This window comes from Macrococcus epidermidis (assembly GCF_024205965.1).
GTDB classification, from domain to species: Bacteria; Bacillota; Bacilli; order Staphylococcales; family Staphylococcaceae; genus Macrococcoides; species Macrococcoides epidermidis.
Genome location: NZ_CP073819.1, coordinates 1,186,961 through 1,207,066, shown reverse-complemented (window position 1 = coordinate 1,207,066; position 20,106 = coordinate 1,186,961). Strand labels below are relative to the sequence as shown.

General features: G+C 33.1%; 23 protein-coding genes and 1 riboswitch. Of the genes, 4 read left to right on the top strand and 19 right to left on the bottom strand.

The genetic code is table 11. The annotated features are described in order from the left end of the window. The 3 genes from thiW to miaB form a co-directional block, all read right to left on the bottom strand. Positions 1-498 (bottom strand): energy coupling factor transporter S component ThiW, encoded by a 498-nt coding sequence (gene thiW, locus KFV12_RS06315; protein ID WP_111714735.1) that lies wholly within the window; start codon positions 496-498, stop codon positions 1-3. A gap of 65 nt (positions 499-563) precedes the next feature. Beyond that, on the bottom strand, positions 564-989 hold the full coding sequence (locus KFV12_RS06310) for a YlbF/YmcA family competence regulator (protein WP_099577800.1): 426 nt from the start codon (positions 987-989) through the stop codon (positions 564-566). Beyond that, complete coding sequence (gene miaB, locus KFV12_RS06305) at positions 989-2,521, bottom strand: tRNA (N6-isopentenyl adenosine(37)-C2)-methylthiotransferase MiaB (RefSeq protein WP_111714734.1); 1,533 nt, start codon at positions 2,519-2,521, stop codon at positions 989-991. The genes KFV12_RS06310 and miaB overlap by 1 nt, the downstream gene beginning before the upstream one ends. 152 nt (positions 2,522-2,673) lie before the next feature. Here miaB and KFV12_RS06300 point away from each other — a divergent pair, with 152 nt between their 5' ends. Then, on the top strand, positions 2,674-2,880 hold the full coding sequence (locus tag KFV12_RS06300) for a zinc ribbon domain-containing protein (RefSeq protein ID WP_111714732.1): 207 nt from the start codon (positions 2,674-2,676) through the stop codon (positions 2,878-2,880). A 23-nt stretch (positions 2,881-2,903) separates the two neighbouring features. Here KFV12_RS06300 and KFV12_RS06295 read toward each other — a convergent pair whose 3' ends face one another. The 7 genes from KFV12_RS06295 to KFV12_RS06265 form a co-directional block, all read right to left on the bottom strand. Beyond that, the gene (locus tag KFV12_RS06295) at positions 2,904-3,095 is read right to left on the bottom strand and encodes a hypothetical protein (protein ID WP_254257583.1); all 192 of its coding nucleotides are present in this window, start codon (positions 3,093-3,095) and stop codon (positions 2,904-2,906) included. A 1-nt stretch (position 3,096) separates the two neighbouring features. Continuing rightward, positions 3,097-3,339, bottom strand: coding sequence for a hypothetical protein (locus KFV12_RS06290; RefSeq protein ID WP_254257582.1), 243 nt, complete (start codon positions 3,337-3,339; stop codon positions 3,097-3,099). 116 nt (positions 3,340-3,455) lie between these two features. After that, complete coding sequence (locus tag KFV12_RS06285) at positions 3,456-4,115, bottom strand: hypothetical protein (protein ID WP_239242685.1); 660 nt, start codon at positions 4,113-4,115, stop codon at positions 3,456-3,458. A 617-nt stretch (positions 4,116-4,732) separates the two neighbouring features. After that, entirely contained in the window at positions 4,733-5,635 is a 903-nt protein-coding gene (locus KFV12_RS06280) for an ABC transporter ATP-binding protein (RefSeq protein WP_254257581.1), read from the bottom strand. Between the two features lie 2 nt (positions 5,636-5,637). After that, positions 5,638-6,009 (bottom strand): GntR family transcriptional regulator, encoded by a 372-nt coding sequence (locus KFV12_RS06275; protein WP_254257580.1) that lies wholly within the window; start codon positions 6,007-6,009, stop codon positions 5,638-5,640. 191 nt (positions 6,010-6,200) lie between these two features. Continuing rightward, the gene (locus KFV12_RS06270; protein ID WP_254257579.1) at positions 6,201-8,051 is read right to left on the bottom strand and encodes an ABC transporter ATP-binding protein; all 1,851 of its coding nucleotides are present in this window, start codon (positions 8,049-8,051) and stop codon (positions 6,201-6,203) included. Beyond that, positions 8,044-9,759 carry an ABC transporter ATP-binding protein gene (locus KFV12_RS06265; RefSeq protein WP_254257578.1) on the bottom strand — a complete coding sequence of 572 codons (1,716 nt, stop codon included), beginning with the start codon at positions 9,757-9,759 and terminating at the stop codon, positions 8,044-8,046. Before KFV12_RS06265 ends, KFV12_RS06270 begins: the two co-directional genes overlap by 8 nt. 133 nt (positions 9,760-9,892) lie before the next feature. Between KFV12_RS06265 and KFV12_RS06260 the strand changes: the two genes are divergently transcribed. Further along, positions 9,893-10,534 carry a VTT domain-containing protein gene (locus tag KFV12_RS06260; RefSeq protein WP_254257577.1) on the top strand — a complete coding sequence of 214 codons (642 nt, stop codon included), beginning with the start codon at positions 9,893-9,895 and terminating at the stop codon, positions 10,532-10,534. A 12-nt stretch (positions 10,535-10,546) separates the two neighbouring features. After that, on the top strand, positions 10,547-11,089 hold the full coding sequence (locus KFV12_RS06255; protein WP_239242680.1) for a hypothetical protein: 543 nt from the start codon (positions 10,547-10,549) through the stop codon (positions 11,087-11,089). A gap of 78 nt (positions 11,090-11,167) precedes the next feature. On the opposite strand, the gene KFV12_RS06250 is transcribed toward KFV12_RS06255, so the two are convergent. From KFV12_RS06250 to KFV12_RS06235, 4 genes are read right to left on the bottom strand one after another with little or no spacing between them, the layout of a single operon-like run. After that, positions 11,168-11,875 (bottom strand): ABC transporter ATP-binding protein, encoded by a 708-nt coding sequence (locus tag KFV12_RS06250; protein ID WP_111714716.1) that lies wholly within the window; start codon positions 11,873-11,875, stop codon positions 11,168-11,170. Next, on the bottom strand, positions 11,868-12,608 hold the full coding sequence (locus tag KFV12_RS06245) for an ABC transporter permease (protein WP_239242678.1): 741 nt from the start codon (positions 12,606-12,608) through the stop codon (positions 11,868-11,870). The genes KFV12_RS06250 and KFV12_RS06245 overlap by 8 nt, the downstream gene beginning before the upstream one ends. Beyond that, positions 12,605-12,892: a thiamine-binding protein gene (locus KFV12_RS06240; RefSeq protein ID WP_254257576.1), complete on the bottom strand. Its 288-nt coding sequence runs from the start codon at positions 12,890-12,892 to the stop codon at positions 12,605-12,607. Before KFV12_RS06240 ends, KFV12_RS06245 begins: the two co-directional genes overlap by 4 nt. Then, positions 12,892-13,914: an ABC transporter substrate-binding protein gene (locus KFV12_RS06235; protein ID WP_254257575.1), complete on the bottom strand. Its 1,023-nt coding sequence runs from the start codon at positions 13,912-13,914 to the stop codon at positions 12,892-12,894. Before KFV12_RS06235 ends, KFV12_RS06240 begins: the two co-directional genes overlap by 1 nt. Before the next feature lie 44 nt (positions 13,915-13,958). Beyond that, positions 13,959-14,059, bottom strand: a riboswitch (TPP riboswitch). A 206-nt stretch (positions 14,060-14,265) separates the two neighbouring features. Between KFV12_RS06235 and KFV12_RS06230 the strand changes: the two genes are divergently transcribed. Then, positions 14,266-15,252: a C40 family peptidase gene (locus tag KFV12_RS06230; RefSeq protein WP_254257574.1), complete on the top strand. Its 987-nt coding sequence runs from the start codon at positions 14,266-14,268 to the stop codon at positions 15,250-15,252. Positions 15,253-15,312: 60 nt separating this feature from the next. On the opposite strand, the gene KFV12_RS06225 is transcribed toward KFV12_RS06230, so the two are convergent. The 5 genes from KFV12_RS06225 to KFV12_RS06205 form a co-directional block, all read right to left on the bottom strand. Continuing rightward, a complete protein-coding gene (locus KFV12_RS06225; protein WP_099577775.1) occupies positions 15,313-16,176 on the bottom strand; it encodes a 2-oxoacid:ferredoxin oxidoreductase subunit beta in 864 nt (287 codons plus the stop codon). After that, entirely contained in the window at positions 16,177-17,910 is a 1,734-nt protein-coding gene (locus KFV12_RS06220; protein WP_111714705.1) for a 2-oxoacid:acceptor oxidoreductase subunit alpha, read from the bottom strand. It lies immediately after the preceding gene. A 106-nt stretch (positions 17,911-18,016) separates the two neighbouring features. Then, positions 18,017-18,532, bottom strand: coding sequence for a DUF3467 domain-containing protein (locus KFV12_RS06215; protein WP_254257573.1), 516 nt, complete (start codon positions 18,530-18,532; stop codon positions 18,017-18,019). An 11-nt stretch (positions 18,533-18,543) separates the two neighbouring features. Continuing rightward, positions 18,544-19,335, bottom strand: a complete 792-nt coding sequence (locus KFV12_RS06210) for a TIGR00282 family metallophosphoesterase (protein ID WP_254257572.1) — start codon at positions 19,333-19,335, stop codon at positions 18,544-18,546. A gap of 7 nt (positions 19,336-19,342) precedes the next feature. Continuing rightward, entirely contained in the window at positions 19,343-20,104 is a 762-nt protein-coding gene (locus tag KFV12_RS06205; protein WP_254257571.1) for a hypothetical protein, read from the bottom strand. Positions 20,105-20,106: the final 2 nt, after the last annotated feature.

Here is a 20,106-nt window from a genome sequence, read left to right as displayed (position 1 = left end):
TTAACCATTCCTTTTAGTTAATAAATTTCTTTTATTTAATAATACTAATAGTATATACGCAATAATACTGCCGATTAAGCTACTCAATAAGAAAGCATAAAATATCGGCATAAATCCTTTCATATCAATTTGCATCATCCACATTAATGGTATTGTACAAACACTACCAATTAAACCTGTACCAATCCATTCTCCTATTGATGCGACTTCAATTCTCTTGAATTTGCGATACAATAATGATGCGAGTAACACACCGATCATACTACCTGGAAAAGCAAATAATGAACCTGTACCAAAAAAATTTCTAAGGGCTGAACTAATAAATGCTTGTGCTAAACCGTACCACGGTCCAACAAATACTGCACATAATACATTGATAAAATGTTGCATTGGAAAAGCTTTTATCGGTCCGACTGGAATATAGATCATTTGACTTAAAACAACATTCATCGCAATAAAAATACTCGTTAATGTTAATTTTTTAGTATCGTTTCTCATATATCCTCCTATTTAATAAAATAATGCCGATTCAAAAGAACCGACATTATTTACATTTTATAAAATTAACTACATTTACCTGGTGTGCTATTCGCTGCAGCTGCACCCGTTTCACCAGATAATAAATCGCCACCCGTTGAAACAATGATTTCATCCGTTACAGTTTGACTAATTGCATGAGATACCATTTGAAGTAATGCATTGACTTCACCTTGTGCCTCTTTAAATTGATCCACAATCGGCATTTCATCAAGTTCAGCTTCAACATTCGCAATCTTCTCTTCTACCATACCTAATGCTTTTTCTTTACCATAATTCTGGAAGTTAACCGCTTGTTTTTGTAAAGATTTTAATGATGCCATTTTTTCACGAACATTTTGATTTTCATGAATTTGTGCTTCAGCACGTTTAAAGAAATCTACCGCTTCTGTTTCTGCCATCATCTTACCTAATTCTTTTGCTTTTGCTAATATCTCATCATTTGTATACATTAATTTTCCACCTCAACTGGTTCTAATATTTCTACTAATTCTCCGTTTAATGAATATCGCATCGTTTCAGTAATTCTTACTTTAACTAATTTACCGATCGCTTCGCTTGGTCCAGGGAAGTTCACTAACTTACTTTTATCCGTGTAACCAGCAAGAATAGCTTCATTCTTCTTTGAAGGTCCTTCACATAAGACAACAACTTCCTGATCCTGATATTGCTTTAATGCACTTTCTGTATGGTGTTCAACAACTTTATTTAAGCGTCTTAAACGATCTTTCTTATCTTCAGTTGATACGTTATCTTTCATTTTTGCAGCTGGCGTACCTTCACGTGGTGAATATAGATAAGTATATGCGTGTTCAAATCCAACGCGTTCATATAAGTCTATCGTATCTAAAAACTGTTCTTCAGTCTCATTCGGATAACCGACAATAATATCAGTTGTTAATGCAACATCAGGAATAGCAGTTTTAATTTTATCAACTAACGCTAAATAACTTTCGCGTGTATATTTTCGACCCATAATTTTCAACACTTCATTATTACCGCTTTGAACTGGTAAATGGATATGTGGGACGATATTGCCACCTTGTGCTAATACTTCAATTAAACGATCATCAAAGTCCCACGGATGACTCGTCATAAACCTTACACGTGGAATATCAATCTTCTGAATATCAGCCATTAAATCACCTAATCCGTAATTTAATCCTTCAATATCTTTTCCATAAGCATTAACATTCTGTCCAAGTAAACAAATCTCTTTATAACCACGACGTGCTAAATCTCTTACTTCAGCAATAATCTCTTCTGGAAGACGGCTACGCTCTTTACCTCGTGTAAATGGTACGATACAGTACGTACAGAATTTATCACAACCGTACATAATATTAACCCATGCTTTCGTTTCACCCATACGGACCTTAGGAAGGTTCTCAATTACATCCCCTTCTTTAGACCATACTTCAACGACCATCGCTTTAGACATGTATGCTTCATCTAAAATGGCTGGTAAGCGGTGAATATTATGCGTACCAAAAATCATATCAACATTTTGATATGATTTCATTATTTTATTGACAACTGATTCTTCCTGAGACATACATCCACAGACACCAATTAATACTTCTGGCTTGGCAAGTTTAATATGTTTTAAATTACCTATTTCACCAAATACTTTGTTCTCGGCATTTTCACGAATTGCACACGTGTTTAATAAAATAACATCTGCTTCATTCACATCGTTTGTAGCTGTATATTCTAACGCTTCAAATATTCCTGCCATTACTTCTGTATCATGCTCGTTCATCTGACAACCATAGGTACGGATAAAGAATTTACGACCACGCCCTAATCCTTTATATTTATCATCAATTGTAAATGCATGATGCTCGACAGTTTCTTTACCACGTTTTTTTGCATCTTTCAAACTTGGCGGCTGGTAAACTTTTTCGAAATATTTACTGTAATCTTTCTCTGGTGCGGTCTTACCACGCACTTGAGAAGCATCTAATCTGCTTTCTTCATTCATTTCATAATAACCCCATTTTCAACTTAATCATTCATATAGTATAACTTTTTAAAGTCTCTTTTTCAAAGTATTTTTACTTTACAGTTATCATTTTCAAAATGGAAATATATAGCATATAATAAGAAGTATCATTATTTAAAGGAGTGAGTAGTTTGGAAAGAGCTGATGGGTGCGTAAAATGCGGAACGAAAGAAACTACAGTTAAGAATGTTTCGATGGCAGGTTCTGGTTTATCAAAAATATTTGACATTGAACATAATAACTTTGTTGCAATCTCATGTAACAATTGTGGTTATACAGAGTTCTATAAAGATAAGGGTAACAGTACAGCAAATATTATCGATCTTTTCTTCAGTTAAAAAAGCGCCGAAGCGCTTTTTTTTTATTGTATCGCATATTGTTCCATAAATTGATCTGTTATCTCATTGACTCTCTTTAATGTGTTTGAACCTGGATTATCGTAATACATACGCTTTAAATTTCGTTCAGTGTCATAATCTAAACCTTCAAAATACATTCCATTCATCATCGCCATTGAAATGCCATATGGATATTCATGGATATAAGCTGTCATATCAATAATTCATTGCATCTTGAGACGTAAGCGATTGTTCATCTTTCATCCTTGTTATCTGTTCATACATCGCCTGATATAGATTAAATTTTATATATGAATGAATACCTTTTAGTAGAAATGGATCAATATCCTCCTTTGAACCCAAGTAATAATAATTCGTATTCATAATTTCCGATTCCATTAAATTGATAAGTCTGTTATAGCGATTTTTAGTAATTGTAGAAATATCAACAGTTGTCATAATAGTCTCTAATTGTAATAATATCCCATTTTAAATTTATCAAATTCATGCAATAAATAAAAATATAACGTGGACAATATTTATCACTAAAAAAGACACTTCTTGATTGAAGTGTCTTAATGCTTTCTATATTTAAATAATGACAAAATACAAATGATAATTCCGATAGCAGTTACGATATACGGCATTTGATATAAGTAAAAGTGCCAGTACTTATTATCACTCAGATTTAGATGCATATTGAAATCATTCATTACTAATAAGTAATGGAAACCGAATGCAAACATTAGAAATGCTCCACCGATACTCGCAAGTATTACATATGAAAGTGGATTTTTGATTCCGAATAATAGCATGAGGCCATTCATGATAAGACTTATACCAAACATCAGCATAATACCGTGAAATTTAAAGAAATCATCATTTATCGCATAATATAAACAGGCAAAGATGAATAACAATATATGTGGCACAATCACCAGTATAAAATTTGAAAAATGTATATCCTTTATAGAAACCGGTAAAGTATCGTACCAAGCTGTTAACTTATATTTTCTCAAATTATCATATTTCTGTGTAAGGATGTAAAATACACAGACAACAAGAAATATAAACAATGTATCAGAAAAATTAAAGGTCAAATAATTTTGATCCAACTTAGTTAAAGAATCATTACCAATAAAAATCTTCAGCATTATAGTTAATGCAGATAAACTAATAATAATTAAAGGTAAATATCTTAACAATTTAATATCTGTTACTAAAGTCTTTTTCATATTAATCACTCCATAATAGATGTTTTGAATGTGACTTTTTAATCGTGTTTTGAATAAATAATTTACCTATAATATAGGATAGAATTAACGTAATAAAAGGTAAAATACTAAATAACGGTTGTTTAACAATATCATTATTTTTTACATAATCGAATTGTAAATTCGTAAAGATGAAAATAATTCCTATATATAATAAAGGAAATATTGCTTTAATCACTTTGTGATAATATTTATTATTCATGTAGTAGCAAAAAATGATTAATGCATTTAATACAATTGAAATACTGTATACGTACAATAAAGGCAACATTGAAATCGTCATTTTAGAAAGTATTAATTCTAATGACCAAAACAAAAAACTAATTAAATTAAAAATTAAAATGAGTCTCCATTCGTTGATTATTAATTTCTTTTTTTCAATGTTTTGAAGGTAGTATATTTCTCTAGATCGTGTACTATTAATACTATATCTAAATACACTTAATGCAAACATTAACATAATATAAAAAGTCATATTATAAGGTGAAAATGCAGAGACTTCATCATTTCTTATTACAAAAAGAAATATATCGAATGCAATCGTAGCTATAAATAATCCTGCATACACCCATTTGTATCTATTGAACACTATTAACAACTTCAACTGATTGATTATGATGCACACGCTCCCTTTTCTTAAAGTACATCAACTCATCGATATTTGCTTTTCGAATTGATACTTCATTACCAAATAATTCTTCCATTGCCTGAGCTTCTTTTGTTAATGCTGTAAAGCTATCTTCAAAATATTCTGTTCCGATCAATAATCCATTGATCTCATCATCTAATATATATGCTGGTCCTCTTACAATTTTATAATCATCTAATATCACATCTTTTTCATCCATCATTAGTAGTTTTCCTTTTTCAATATATGCAATATAATCTGCAATTGATTCAAGGTCAGACGTGATATGCGTCGAAAATAATATCGTCATTTCTTCATCGAGCATCAAATCCTGAAATATCTTTAATAATTCCACTCTAAACGTCGGATCAAGATTTGATGTTGGTTCATCTAAGATAAGCAACTTAGCTTGATGACTGAGTGCAGTTGCTAAACTGAGTTTCACCTTCATCCCTTGTGATAAATGTTTAATCTTAGTTTTAACAGGTACTTCGAAGCGGTCTAAATAGTTATAGTATGCACTGCTGTCCCAATGCTCAAAATACATCTTCATAATCGTTTCCAGTTTCTTTGCATTCATCCACTCAGGAAAGTGGTTTTCACTGAATACAATACCTATTTCTGAAAGTATCCCTGCTCTATCTTCATAATAAGTTTGATCAAATATCTTTATTTCTCCACTATCTGGTGTAGTAAGATTTAATAGTTGATAGATAAGCGTCGTTTTCCCTGCACCGTTTTCACCGATAAGTCCTGTAATGTAGCCCATTGGTATATGAAGACTTGGTATATCTAGTACAAATTTATTTTGTTTAAACTTTAAATTAGAAATTTCGATTACATGCTTTGTCATGTTTATTCCTCCCATAAGTCTTTTGACAAATCTATAAAATCTGTTTTATCGAAGTTTAGTTGTTTTGCAAGTTGTATTGTACTAATGATCATTTTTTCTAATTCTTTATTGGATTGTTCTTCGATCATTGCGATATTTCCTTCTGAGACAAATGTTCCTTTACCAGGTATTGTATATAGATATCCTAAATCTTCTAAATCTTTATACGCTCTCTTCGTCGTAATAACACTAATGCCCAGCATCTTTGCAAGTGCACGCATCGACATTAAAGATTCTCCTTCTTTTAATTCCTTTGACATAATCAGCCGAATAATTTCAGATTTTAATTGTTCATAAATTGGTAAATCACATTTTGGATCAAAATGAATGTTCAATATGTCACCTTCTTTAACGTTATACTGTATATATACAATATACACAGTATATACGATTTTGTAAAGTGATTTAGTGCGCAAATATAAATTATTTTTATTGTTTTTATTAGGTATATTATGTTTATTACAAACTATTTTTATATAGAAAAAGAACCGATAAACCATTGTTTATCGGTTCTAAATTTCACATTTTATTCCAGTAGTTCAAGGTCATCATCTGAATTTAGCATGTCATAGTACACACCACGTGATGCGATTAAATCACTTTGTTTACCCGCTTCTATGACTTCTCCTTGATTTAATACGACTATCTTATCTGCTTTTTTCACTGTATTTAATCGATGCGCAATGATAATACTCGTTCTACCCTGCATAAGTTTTTCAATCGCTTCCTGTAATTTCATCTCAGTTACAGTATCAATATTACTTGTTGCTTCATCGAGCAAAAGTATTTTAGGATTTAATACGAGTGCACGCGATATATTGATAAGTTGCTTTTCACCTTGTGAAAGATGTGTTGATTCAAAAGTAATTTCTGTATCAAATCCATGTTCAAGTCTCATAATAAAGTCATATGCATTGGCATCTTTAGCAGCCTGAATCATCACTTCATCACTAATGTCCTGATTTTTATATTTAATATTTTCTCTTATCGTCCCATCAAATATAAATGGATCCTGTAATACATATGCCATCTGGTTACGAAGGGTTGACTTTGGTATATCTTTAATATCGATGTCATCAATCTTTATAATGCCACCTTGTATTTCATAAAATCTGGCAAGCAGTTGAATGATCGTCGTCTTTCCTGCACCTGTTGCTCCGACAAGCGCTAAAGATTCACCAGTTTTCACTTCAAATGATACGTTATTAATTGTTGGTTTCGTCTGTTCTTCATTATATTTGAATACTACATTTTCTAGTAGTATATCACCTTTTATTTCAAGGTTACGATTCGCATTATCTACGTCTATTTCTTCTTCAGTATCGATAATTTCAAATACACGTTCAGCACCACTTAATGCACTTAACACTGTATTAAACTGGTTTGCTAGATCATTTAATGGTCGCGTAAATTGACGTGCATATTCTGCAAATATAACGATTGTTCCAACTGTTATACCGTATCCTTTTAACGCTAAAATACCACCGATACCGGCAACTATTGCAAATGAGATATTATTAAATAAGTTCATCACTTTCGGAATGAAACCAGAATACGTCACAGACCAGAAACTATTGTCACGTACATTGCTATTTTTTTCATTAAATCCACTTATGACTTCTTGTTCCTGTGAGAATACTTTTACGACAACTTGTCCTGAAATAATTTCTTCAATATAACCATTCATTTCCCCAATTGCTTTTTGTCTGCGTTTATAAAGTGGTCCAGTTCTTCTTGTAATCCACTGCATCGCAATAAACATCAGCGGAATAATAATCATCGTCAGTAATGTAAGTAATGGTGACAACATCAGCATCACGATAATCGTTCCAATGATTGTGATAACAGATGATGTAAACTGTATAAATGATGAATTTAATACTTGTGATATTGTATCAATATCATTTGTCATACGGCTCATCAGTTCACCATGTTGTCGTTTATCGAAGAAAGGTATCGGTAACTTCTGCATATGTGAAAATAATTGCATTCTTAGTTTATATACAGTATCCTGCGCGATTGTGACCATGATAATTGCTGCAATATATGATGTTACAGATAATAATATAAATATGATAAGTAAAATCCACAAATCCTGTGTCAGACCATCAAACTTTTTTGGAATGATTTTATGATCAATAATCTTACCAATCATATATGGCCCAAGCAATCCTAATAAGGAGGAAATAATCACACACATAATTACGACAAATAGTTTAAAATGTGCATCATCCATCAACTGCCATATTCTCTTCATTGAATATTGCCAGTTCTTCGCATTCGGTATTGTGTTCCCTCGTTGATCAGTTTTTTGTTTTTTCTTCCTTAAATCTTCTTTCGTTAATATAAATTCATGTCCCAGAATTGATTTAGGCACCTACCTCACCTCTTTCCTGAGAATCATTGATTTGTTGATACAGCTCCGATGTCTTCAGTAAAGTTGCATGGTCTCCGAAGCCAACAACTTTACCTTGATCAAGCAGTAAAATATGATCAGCTGTTTTTGCTGTTTCAATTTTTTGACTTACGATAATACGAGTCATCGGTAGTTGCTGTAAAGTATTAAATAGTTTTGATTCTGTATGTATATCTAAAGCTGAAGTCGAATCATCGAGTATTAAAATATTCGGCTCACGAATAATTGCACGCGCTATTGCGATACGTTGCTTTTGGCCACCAGATAAATTAACACCTTCCTGGCCAACACGTGTTTTATACTGCTGATCAAAATCCATAATATTATCGTGAATTTGTGCAATTTCAGTTGCTCTCATCACTTCACTTTCGCTCGCCAGTTGATTGCCAAATATAATATTGTCGAATACTGTACCTGTAAACAGTGTATTCTTCTGAGGAACATAGCCAATCATTTCTCTTAAATAGCTTTCCTGATATTCTTTTATATCTTTTCCATCAATGCGTATCTGACCTTTTGTTGGTTCATACATTCTAGGGATTAAACTTAACATCGCAGATTTTCCTGACCCTGTCGCCCCCATAACGACAAACTTTTCTCCGGCATTCACTTTAAAATTGATATTCTCCAGTACATTTCGATGTGATAAAGGATATTTAAAGTCTACATCTATAAACTCTACACTTGCGCCACCAGCATGAGGCTGAATATTAGTTTCTAAAAGATCTTCATCAACAGGAGTTTCAAGGACTTCAGTCATACGATCACTACTTGCTTTTGCACGTGAGAAGGCAATGATAATAAAAGCAAACATTGAAAATCCGCCTTGCATACGCAATGCATAATTGATTACAGCGACAAGTGTTCCAACATTTAACGCATTTTGCGTAACGTCTTTTGCACCCATATAAATCACTATTAAAAGTGCAATATTCATAACTATTAATAAGAACGGTAAAATGCGTTCCATCAATTTAAGTGCTTTAACAGTGTCATTCTTTAGTAATGTTGAAGTGTTTTCAAATTTTGAAGTTTCGTATGCTCCACTTAAATTTGCACGGATCATTCTTACTGAAGATAAATTCTGTTGAATGGTACGATTGACACCATCCAGCTCTTTTTGAACACGTTTAAAGAGTTTCATGCCACTTCTTGCTGATATGTATAAAAAGATAAAGATAATCGGACTTCCTATAAGTAAGTAAATTGCTAAATGAGGGGCAACCATAAAACTCATAATAATGCTACCGATAACGAGTAATGGTGCGCGTAACATAATTCTTAAACTCATGAATAGCACCATTTCACATGCAATCACATCACTTGTAAGACGAGTTATAATACTCGAAGTACTAAATTGCTCAAGTGTTGCTAAAGAAAACTTTTGAATATGCTGAAACAAAGCTTCTCTTAAGTCAAATGAAAACCCATGACAGACATGACTTGCCACAAATGAATTAATGATACCACAAATAAATGCTGCAATACTCATTACAAGTAAAAGACCTAAATAAAAGAACGTTTGATTCAAATCATTCTTTAATATCCCTTCATTGATAATCTGGGATAAGATGACAGGCAAACTTAACTCAACAGCTAGTTCCAGTAACATCAGGATTAAAGCAAAGATGATATAACCTGAATATGGCTTCGTAAACTTTAATATCATATTCCCACCCTCTTTCTTATTCATATTATGCCATTAAATAAATTAATTAAAAATAAATATACTTACTCTTTTGCAAGTCAGATATACTAGCGTATAATAGATTAGAAAAAACAAATGAATTGGAGCTAATTAAATGTCAATACTTACTCAATTAATGGATTTTATATTACATATCGACGAACATCTCGTTAATATCGTAAAAGAATACGGCACACTTACATATGCAATATTATTTGGTATCGTATTCGTAGAAACAGGTTTAGTCATCATGCCATTCTTGCCAGGTGATTCTATGTTATTTGCAGCAGGAGCATTAGCACCACAAGGCGCACTAAATATCTGGCTGTTATTTATCTTACTCACACTCGCCGCGATTATTGGTGATACTTTAAACTATCATATCGGTAAATGGGTTGGATACGGAATTGTAAATCACCCTAAAATTGGTAGATTAATTAAACAGGACCATATGTTAAAGGCTGAAAATTTCTTTAATACGTATGGCGGAAAGACGATCGTTATTGCAAGGTTTATGCCATTTATCAGAACTTTTATCCCATTCGTAGCCGGAGCAAGTTCTATGAAATACAGCTACTTTATTCTGTATAACATCATCGGTGCTGTTGCATGGGTTGGAATTTGTCTTGCGGGAGGGTACTTCTTCGGTAATATTCCAGTCGTAAAGAATAATTTTGAAATAGTTCTTATTCTTATTATCTTAGTTTCAATCCTACCTGCAGTTATAAGCGTTATTAAGAACCTACGAAACAAATAAGGAGTTAAGTGAATGAAGCAATTACTTTTATTTTTATGCAGTTTAATCATTATACTCGCTGCATGCGATAATAATCAAAAAGAAGAAAACAAAACTGTTAATACTACACAGAAACAAGAAAATAAATCTTTACCACCCGTTAAAAGCATGAAAGATTTTCCTTTAAATTTCAAAGTGCGCTCACTTTCACAAAAGCAAGCTGGAGATGAAACTCAGTTTATCGTAAAGTATCGATTTACAGAACAGCTGGCAAAGTATCTATCAAAAGAGAAACCATCTTTAAGCTATAGGTTAGAACTTCCGAAATCACTTTATACGGTTATCGGTACGAATACAAATGATCAGCCATTTATCACACCTACCAATAATAATGGTAAGATTAATACTGATGGTACTATTACTTTTAGTTTTAATACACAGACACATCCTGATTTAACTAAACAATATATAAGAAACGATGCAATTAAACTGCATGTATTAAACGCAAATCAACGTGAATTCTTTACCATTGCAGATCTCGGTTCAAACGCAGAACAATATCATATTAGTAAATAAATATTTAAGTAATTAAGTAAATTTTGTGAATTACAAAAAGGAGAGACAATTGTCTCTCCTTTTTGCTTTGCTGCCTACTTATCTTAATTGATCGAACAATTTTAATTTCAACGTTTGTTTTTCCGATTCATTCTGAATTGCTTGAGTTTCATAAATTTGAGTTATCGTTGCTGGTTTACCATTGAGTACGATAATACGGTCAGACATTGAAATCGCTTCTTCAATGCTATGCGTGATCATAAGTACAGTCTTACCTGTTTCTTTAATCAATCCCTTTAGCCACTGCTGCATATCCACACGTGTAATTTCATCTAATGCAGAAAATGGTTCATCGAGTAACAATACTTGATGGTTTGTATTTAATGCACGTAAGAAAGACACGCGCTGTTTCATACCTCCAGATAAACTGGCTGGATATTGATCTTTAATACCAGTAAAACCCGCACGCTCTAATAATGATAAACTTTGATCTTGGTTATTTTCTTTTCCAATTTCAGTAGCAAGCTTTATATTATCTTCTACAGTACGCCATGGCATTAAAGAACTCGTTTGAGGCATAAATGAAACATGCCCGGTAGTCATCACTTTCTTATCGTTAATATAGACTTCTCCAGATGTTTGTTCTAATAGTCCACCTATAATATTAATAAGCGTTGACTTTCCAGATCCACTCGGCCCCAGAATTGCAATAATTTCATTCTGCTGTACTGTAAGATTGATATCAGTTAATACTTGTTTGTCTCCATATTGATGTGAAACATTTTGTATTGTTATTAAGTTATTCATGATTCCACCTCAATACGAAACGTTTTATCGCTTCTATTACTATATATATTATTAATGCGAATATAATGATCCAGACAATCGCAACGAAAACCTGATCGACTTGAAATGCACGTTGTGCAAGTATCATAAATTTACCTAAACCTTTGTCACTTCCTAGCCATTCAGAAATAATCGCGCCCATTACTGAATATGTGCCAGCAATCTTCAAACCATTAAAGAAAAACGGCATACTGTTTGGCCATTCTAATTTTGTAAATAGTTCCATGCGTGAAGCACCCATCATCTGCATATATTTCTTTAAATCTTTATCTGTCTCGTGAAACCCTTCCAGCAAACTCACTGTTATGGGAAAGAAACAGATTAAAGTAATCACAATGAGTTTCGGTAGTAGACCAAATCCAAACCATATAACAAGTAACGGTGCAATAACAATAACAGGGATATTCTGACTCATAATGAGTAATGGATATATATAATCATTTAATACTGGTATTAAGTTAAGTATGACCGCAAATAGAACACCACAAATAATTGAACAAAATAAACCTAATAATACAAGTTGTATCGTCGGTAACAGATGTGGAAAGTATTCCGGAAAGTCTATTACAAATGACTGCGCTATAGCACTTGGTGCTGGTAATGTATAGGGATCCACTTTTAATATCTTAACGAGTGCTTCCCATATCACTAATAAACAAATGATAAATATTGAAAACTTTATAGCCTTAATCATCTATATTTCTCTACCAATGCATCCATAGATACAGTCTCGGCATGAAAAAATTTCACTTGAGAAATGATAGAAAGACAACCTAATGTACGCATACGATGGTTCATTTGTTCAATTAATGGCAACAGTTCATGAAGATCTCCTTCAATACTTGTCTCAAGTGGTGATACGACAAATTTAAGACCTGATTGCTCAATCACTTCAATTGCAGCATCGACATATGGTATTACATCCTGACCTTCGGGAGTTTTTGGAATAATTTGAATGCTCATTATTGTATTCGCCATTATTTACCCTCCACAAACTCATTTGTAAATGCATCTTTTGCTACAAAATCATTTTTAATAATTTTATTATCTTTTAAATACTTCGCATAATTGGCCCATACTTTCTCATCCTGAATACCCCAAGATTTTGCATCATCTTGATATTTCGGTGATAAATAGCTTTGAGATTTATAGACTAAATCTTTTTGTTTCTTTAATTCTGGTGCTGATTTAATTAAAATATCTGCACTTTCTTTTTCGTGTTTAATCGCATATTCATATCCTTCTTTTACGGCTGCCATAAACGCTTTAGCTGTATCCGGATTTGATTTTAAATATTTTTCATTGGCAATAATGATAGGTGTATAATAATCTAGATTTTTATCGTAATCCGTTAAGTATTGCATGTTTACGTCAATATTTCTTGTTTCTGCTTCAATACCGGTCCACCCATAATATACCCATGAGAAATCAATATTTTTCTTAGAAGCTGAGAAGAAGTCAGTATTCCCCATATTGACAATCTTTGTTTTATTGATATCAGCATTTTCTTTTTTCATCAATGTTTCAATAAATGCCTTCTCAATTGGTGCACCCCAGCCACCGTACGTTTTACCTTCATAATCTTTTGGAGATTTAATATTTTTATCTTTTAAGCTCATGAAACCACTTGTGTTATGCTGAATGATTGCACCGATTGATTTAATAGGTACACCTTCAGAACGAGATTGCGTCACCTGCTCCTGCGCACTAATACCAAATTGAACATCTTTCTTATTTGCAGCTATCATCTGATCAGCAGTAACATCACCAGGTGTTTTAATGTCAACATCCAGACCATGTTTCTTAAAGAAGCCTTTTTCTTTTGCCACATAAATACCCGTATGGTTCGTATTTGGTGTCCAGTCTAACATCATCGTAACTTTTTCAGTTTTGTTACTATTTGTCTTACTTGTTGATTGATTAGTATCCTTACTTTCTTCGCTACCACAACCAGCTAATAATACTGCACAACTCATACCTACTAATAAACTTTTTTTCATCTTATTTTCCTCCAAATAAAAAACACAACCTATATGTAAAGTTGTGTCAAAAAGCGACACTTCCCTACGCTAGTTTTATCTAGATCAGGTGAATAAGGGTTTAGGACCAATGTCCATTCTCAGAATGACTCCCCTAGTGTTTTTAGTTATTTTATTTTCCTTTACAAGTATACCAAAGAAATACCTAGTATCAAATGTTTAAGACTTAATTGGTGCTCTCTTTAACAGAAATATTTTTTGATTATTCTACTTTAAATTTCTTGTTAGAGATAGTTATTTAAATATTAAAATCCTCTATTATTTTCAAATTTTTAATTATATAATAAATTGAACCAATTGGAGGCGAAAAAAATGAAAAGATTTCAAAATATCAATAAAAAAATGATTATCTCTGCATTATTACTATCAAGTATGGCTACAACGCAAGTTATGCCAGTCAATCACGCAGAGGCGGCTGTAAAAACTTATAAGAAATATACCTTTGATAGAGGAACTATTGTATATAGTAAACCATCAATATACAGTTACCAGGTGGCTAACCTATTACCTGCGACGAAAGTTCGCGGCTCAAATGTAGGATCTTACCTTAAACTAACGTATCCTGCTCAATATAAAGGAATGTACATCCACAGATCTAAGTTGACATCTACGGCACCTAATTCTAATAGTGGTTATACGTTATATCCGGGTTACAATGGGATAAAAGTTTATTATCTTCAACGTAAATTAGGTATACCTTATTCACCTTATACTTCGACAATGAACGAACGTACAGTTAATGCAGTGAAAGCTTATCAAAAAAGAAATGGATTAAAATCGACAGGTATTGTATCTAAAAGCCTATGGACCAAAATGTTCGGTAATTCGGTTGCATTTAACATTGATGCTTGGAAAAAACCAAGTGTTGTAGCAACGAATGCAAATCATGAGACACGTATTAATGCGATGATTAACTATGCCAACAAACAAGTCGGAAAGCCCTATATATGGGGAAGTACAGGAGAAGCCGGTTTTGATTGTTCAGGATTATTATTACAGGCGATGCGTGCTGGTGGATTTGATCCGAAAGGAATATCGAACTTCAGCAATGTTAGACCACAATCAGATTTAGCAAATGAATTATGGAAAAACAGAGCGTTTTCATATGTCAGTATTAATAATATTCAACGTGGAGATTTAATATTCTATATTAGAGGAAATGGCACAGCTGGACATGTTTCATTATATCTAGGTAACAACCAAATATTACATTCACTTGACAATAAAGTAAAAATCGTATCTGGTTATAAAAATCAATATGGTTACTATAAATTAGGTGTAAAAAGACCGTTTAAATAACTATTAAGTTGCAAAAAGCGCTTTAGCAAAATGTTCATTGCTAAAGCGCTTTTAATTATATTATTTAAATTCAGCCATTAAAGCTTCAAATTTAGATGGATCCATTTCAATCGACTCTTTGGCCAATGATTTTGAGTAACCATTTAATTGTTCTGCATAACTTGGTGTTTCAGTATCATGATAAATAATACCAGTTACTAATCCATTATGTTCTACTACAGTGTTTAATGCCTGTTTTTTGTCTTTATTGTCATAACCTTCGATATCGTTTAAAGAAACTAAGTTTTCTTTAAACCAGTCGTACGTATTTACTTTATTGTAAGTCACACATGGAGAGAATACATTAACGAATGCAAACCCTTTATGGTTAATCGCCGCTTCAATAATTGCTGTTAATTCTTTAATATCACTTGAGAAACTTTGTGCTACAAATGTAGCCCCTGAAGTGATTGCAAGTTCTAATGGTGATACATTTTTCTCAATAGAACCTAGTGGAGTTGTTTTTGTCACAAATCCATGTGCTGAACTTGGTGATGTTTGACCTTTTGTTAATCCATAAATCTGGTTATCCATTACGACATATGTTAAATCAATATTACGACGAATGGAGTGGATTGTATGTCCCATACCAATTGCGTATCCATCTCCGTCACCACCTGAAGCGATAACTGTAAGTTCCTGATTTGCCATTTTAACACCTTGTGCCATCGGTAATGCTCGGCCATGAATTGAGTGAACACCGTATGAATTAATATAACCTGATAAACGACCAGAACATCCGATTCCTGTAATAACTGCTAATTCTTCAGGTTCTAAACCTACGTTAGCACATGCTTTTTGTATTGCAGCCTGTACTGAGAAGTCACCACATCCTGGACACCAGTTGGGTTTCACACTATTTCTAAAATCTTTAAATGTTGCCATTTAGATGCGCTCCTTTACTTCTATTACTTCATTGATTTTTGCTTCAATTTCTTTCGGTAAGAATGGAGTTCCATCATATTTTGTGAAGTTCGTAATCTTACCTTCATGCATCGTATTCATCTTGATGATGCTTGATAACTGGCCTGCATAGTTATGTTCAGCGACAATAACTTTCTTCGCTTTATTAATAGCACCTTGTACTTCATCTGTCGGGAAAGGATGTAATTGTTTAATGTGCAGGTGGTTAACCTGGCCATCAATTCGTTCAATTGCTTCATCAATTGCACCATACGTTGATAAGTAGCCGATGACTAATACATCCGCTTCTGCATGATTTTCTTTATAATCAACAGGTTCTGATATTTTTAACTGTTCTATTTTACGCATACGTTTTTCCATTTGTTTCGCACGGTTTACCGGGCTTTCAGAAGGCTTACCTTCTTCTGTATGCTCTACTCCTGTAACGTGATGAATACCGTTTTTAACACCCGGAATCACACGAGGCGATACACCACTTTCAGTTACTTCATATCGTTTGAAGTATGATTTATCTTCACGTGGCTCAACTTCAGTAATTAAGTTACCACGATCAATTTTAATACGGTTAAAGTCTAAATGAGGCACTGTATGTTTACCCATAGAAAGTTGTAAGTCACTTAATAAAATAACTGGGCACTGATATTGCTCAGCTAAGTTAAATGCTTCTGCTGTTAAGTAGAATGCATCTTCAGCTGTTGTCGGTGCTAATACAATCTTCGGAATATCACCATGCGTACCGTAAATCATCTGCATTAAGTCTGATTGCTCTTGTTTCGTTGGTAAACCTGTTGATGGACCACCACGCATTGTGTTAATGACCACAAATGGTTGTTCTGTCATACCGCTTAATCCGATGGCTTCCATCATTAAAGATAAACCTGGACCAGCTGAAGCAGTAAATGCTCTAACGCCGCCATAGTTCACGCCAATTGCCATAACGGCCGCTGCAATTTCATCTTCAGTCTGAATAACCGTACCACCGAAATCAGGTAACTTATCAATCATGTACTCCATAATCTCACTCGCAGGCGTGATAGGATAAGCTGCCATAAAGCGTGCTCCACCAGTTATTGCACCTAATGAGATCGCGTCATTACCAATCATAAATAAATGCCCTTCTTCAGTTGACGGATTTAATGTAAACGTATGGAAATCTTCTTGTTCCATTAAATCAAAACCTGCATGTAAAGCCTGTTTGTTTAATGCACAAATTTTTTCTCCCTTTTTACCGAATATGTCATCAACTAATACTTCAAAATGTTTAAGGTCTACACCAATTAGACTTGCACTCGCACCAATTGCTACCATGTTCTTCATTAATGCAGTGCCAAGTTCTTTTGCAATTTCAGTAAATGCGATTGGGAAGAACTTACCTTCATAATCTTCAGGCTTTTCCGGATCAAACTTGCTATCTGCTAAAATAATGCCTGTTTCATTCATTTCATGATAGTTCACATCAATTGTTTCCTGATCAAATGCCACTAATATATCTAAATCATCACTGATTGAATGTACTCGAGTTGTAGAGACACGAATTTTGTTATTCGTATGTCCACCTTTAATACGACTTGAGAAATGTCTATATCCATATAAATAATAACCTAATCGATTCAGCGCAGTTGAAAACATCTCCCCAGTACTTTCAATACCCTCACCTTGCTGTCCGCCGACTTTCCAAGAAATTTGAGATTTCATAAATACCCTCCTACTTTAATCACTTATTATAATATAACAAAGAACCACTTGTCTTAACATAGACAAGTAGTTCTTCAATAAAAAATCAGTCGAATGGCCGATACGATTAATCTAATTCAATTTCACCAAAATTATCTTCGTATTGATTGACTACATCATCCAGGATGTCTTTAAGATAAACTGCAAGTTCTGGATTAACAATAAATGCTTCATAATATACATCTTCAAAAGCAGTATCCTGTTCGAATTGTAATAGGAATGCGATTTGACTGAAAGCTACTTCAAAATCATGAATATATAATAATGTCTCATCTAATGATTGTATGTCATTATCATGTGTATTATAGAAATCTACATTATATTTATCAATTTCACCTTCAAATTTTTTGTAATCTTTTAGTGGTTCAATAAAAGTCTCAGCAATGACCTTTGCCACAATTCCTGACATAACAAGTTTTCTTTGTTTAACTGTGCCCGCTGGTGTAATTTGTTTGAATGTGAGTATAATATTTTTATCAAATAAAATTACTTCAGCATAATTATAAAAATCAAGTGAATCGTCTGTATAACTGATTTGATCTCTTTTATTTAAAAATGGTTTTTCACTTTTCTTACTAAACATTCTTACCTCTCCTATTTCAATGGGTTATCTTGATTAATTAATATTCTTTCTATCTTCTTCGTTGTCCCATCTGCTTTAAGCTCTACAAAAACGCCACTTAGCACGCCTCGTCCTTTTTCCGGGACGACGTGTTTAACCGGCATCGACGTTAAAAAACGATGGATGACTTCATCTTTATTAATACCTAATATACCATCATAATAACCAGTCATGCCAACATCGGTGATAAAACCAGTACCTTTAGCAAAAATTCGGTTATCACTTGTCTGAATATGTGTATGTGTACCTACAACAACACTTGCACGTCCATCCACATAATATCCAAATGCGCCTTTTTCACTTGTTGTCTCAGCATGAAAATCAACAAAGATATAATCTGTTTCTTTTTTAGCAGTTTCATAAAGAATATCGAACTTTTTAAATGGACAATCAATCTGCTGCATAAATGCGCGCCCCTGCAAATTGATGACAGCAATCTTTTTGTCATTAAATTTGATAATCTGCATTCCTTTTCCAGGATTATCATCCGGATAGTTTGCGGGACGTATCATCTTTACATCACTATCTAATAATTCATAACTATCACGCTGGCCGTACGTATGATTGCCGAGCGTTACGCAGTCTACACCTAAAGTCATCATTTCCTTATAGATTTTTTCTGTAATCCCTCGACCATGTGCTGCATTTTCACCATTAACAATCGTTATATTCGGTCCATATTTTTTCTTCAGTTGTGGTAAATATTCTGCTAGCATCTCTCTACCGATAGCACCAACAACATCACCAATAAATAATATTCTCATAGCTTCCTCATTCTTTCATTCGTGTTGTTTTCACTCTTAAATAACATATATAACATAAAAATAGTGCTAGAATCAATGTGAGCAATGGATAAAATATAAAAAGATGAAAAATATAATGACTCAGATGCTGTTTCGGTAAAGTATTAAAACCAACTAAATTGATTCTGTTATTCCACACACCATCTAAATCAATCGATTCAAGCGTCGTTTTACCAACTGTATTGTCATCATGACTTTGTAAACCGATATAACGAATATCTTCTTTATTTTGCTGCATTAACATTAATAATGTTTCACCAGTCGCTATTTTCTTTTCAAAGATTAAGGGAGTATTCACATAATGATTATTCAATTGTTGAATTGTTTTTATCTTCATATTAACTTTCTGTTTGTTAACCCGGATTTCTTTCACACGTTTTTTGCTAATATCCTCTGTGAGAATTAAAGCTTGATCGCCCAACTGATATTCACGAGAATAGATTTTACTCTTTTTCATCAACCTTTGATATTCATCCATATTATGCGCAACTATTTCTTTCCCTTTATCATCAATAAATATATGTTCAACACTAATCATATCAACATTAATATTATCAGCGGCTTTCACTTCAGTAATATTCTTTTTATCAATCGTTAGTTCAGTTAATAATCTTTCGTTGTTTGCCCCTTGTCTGTTTGAATGAAGTTTGTATGCTTCAAGGAGCGGTAATAAAGATAATAAAATTAATATTGCAGCTATACATAAATAAATCTTTACACGTTTTTCCATCG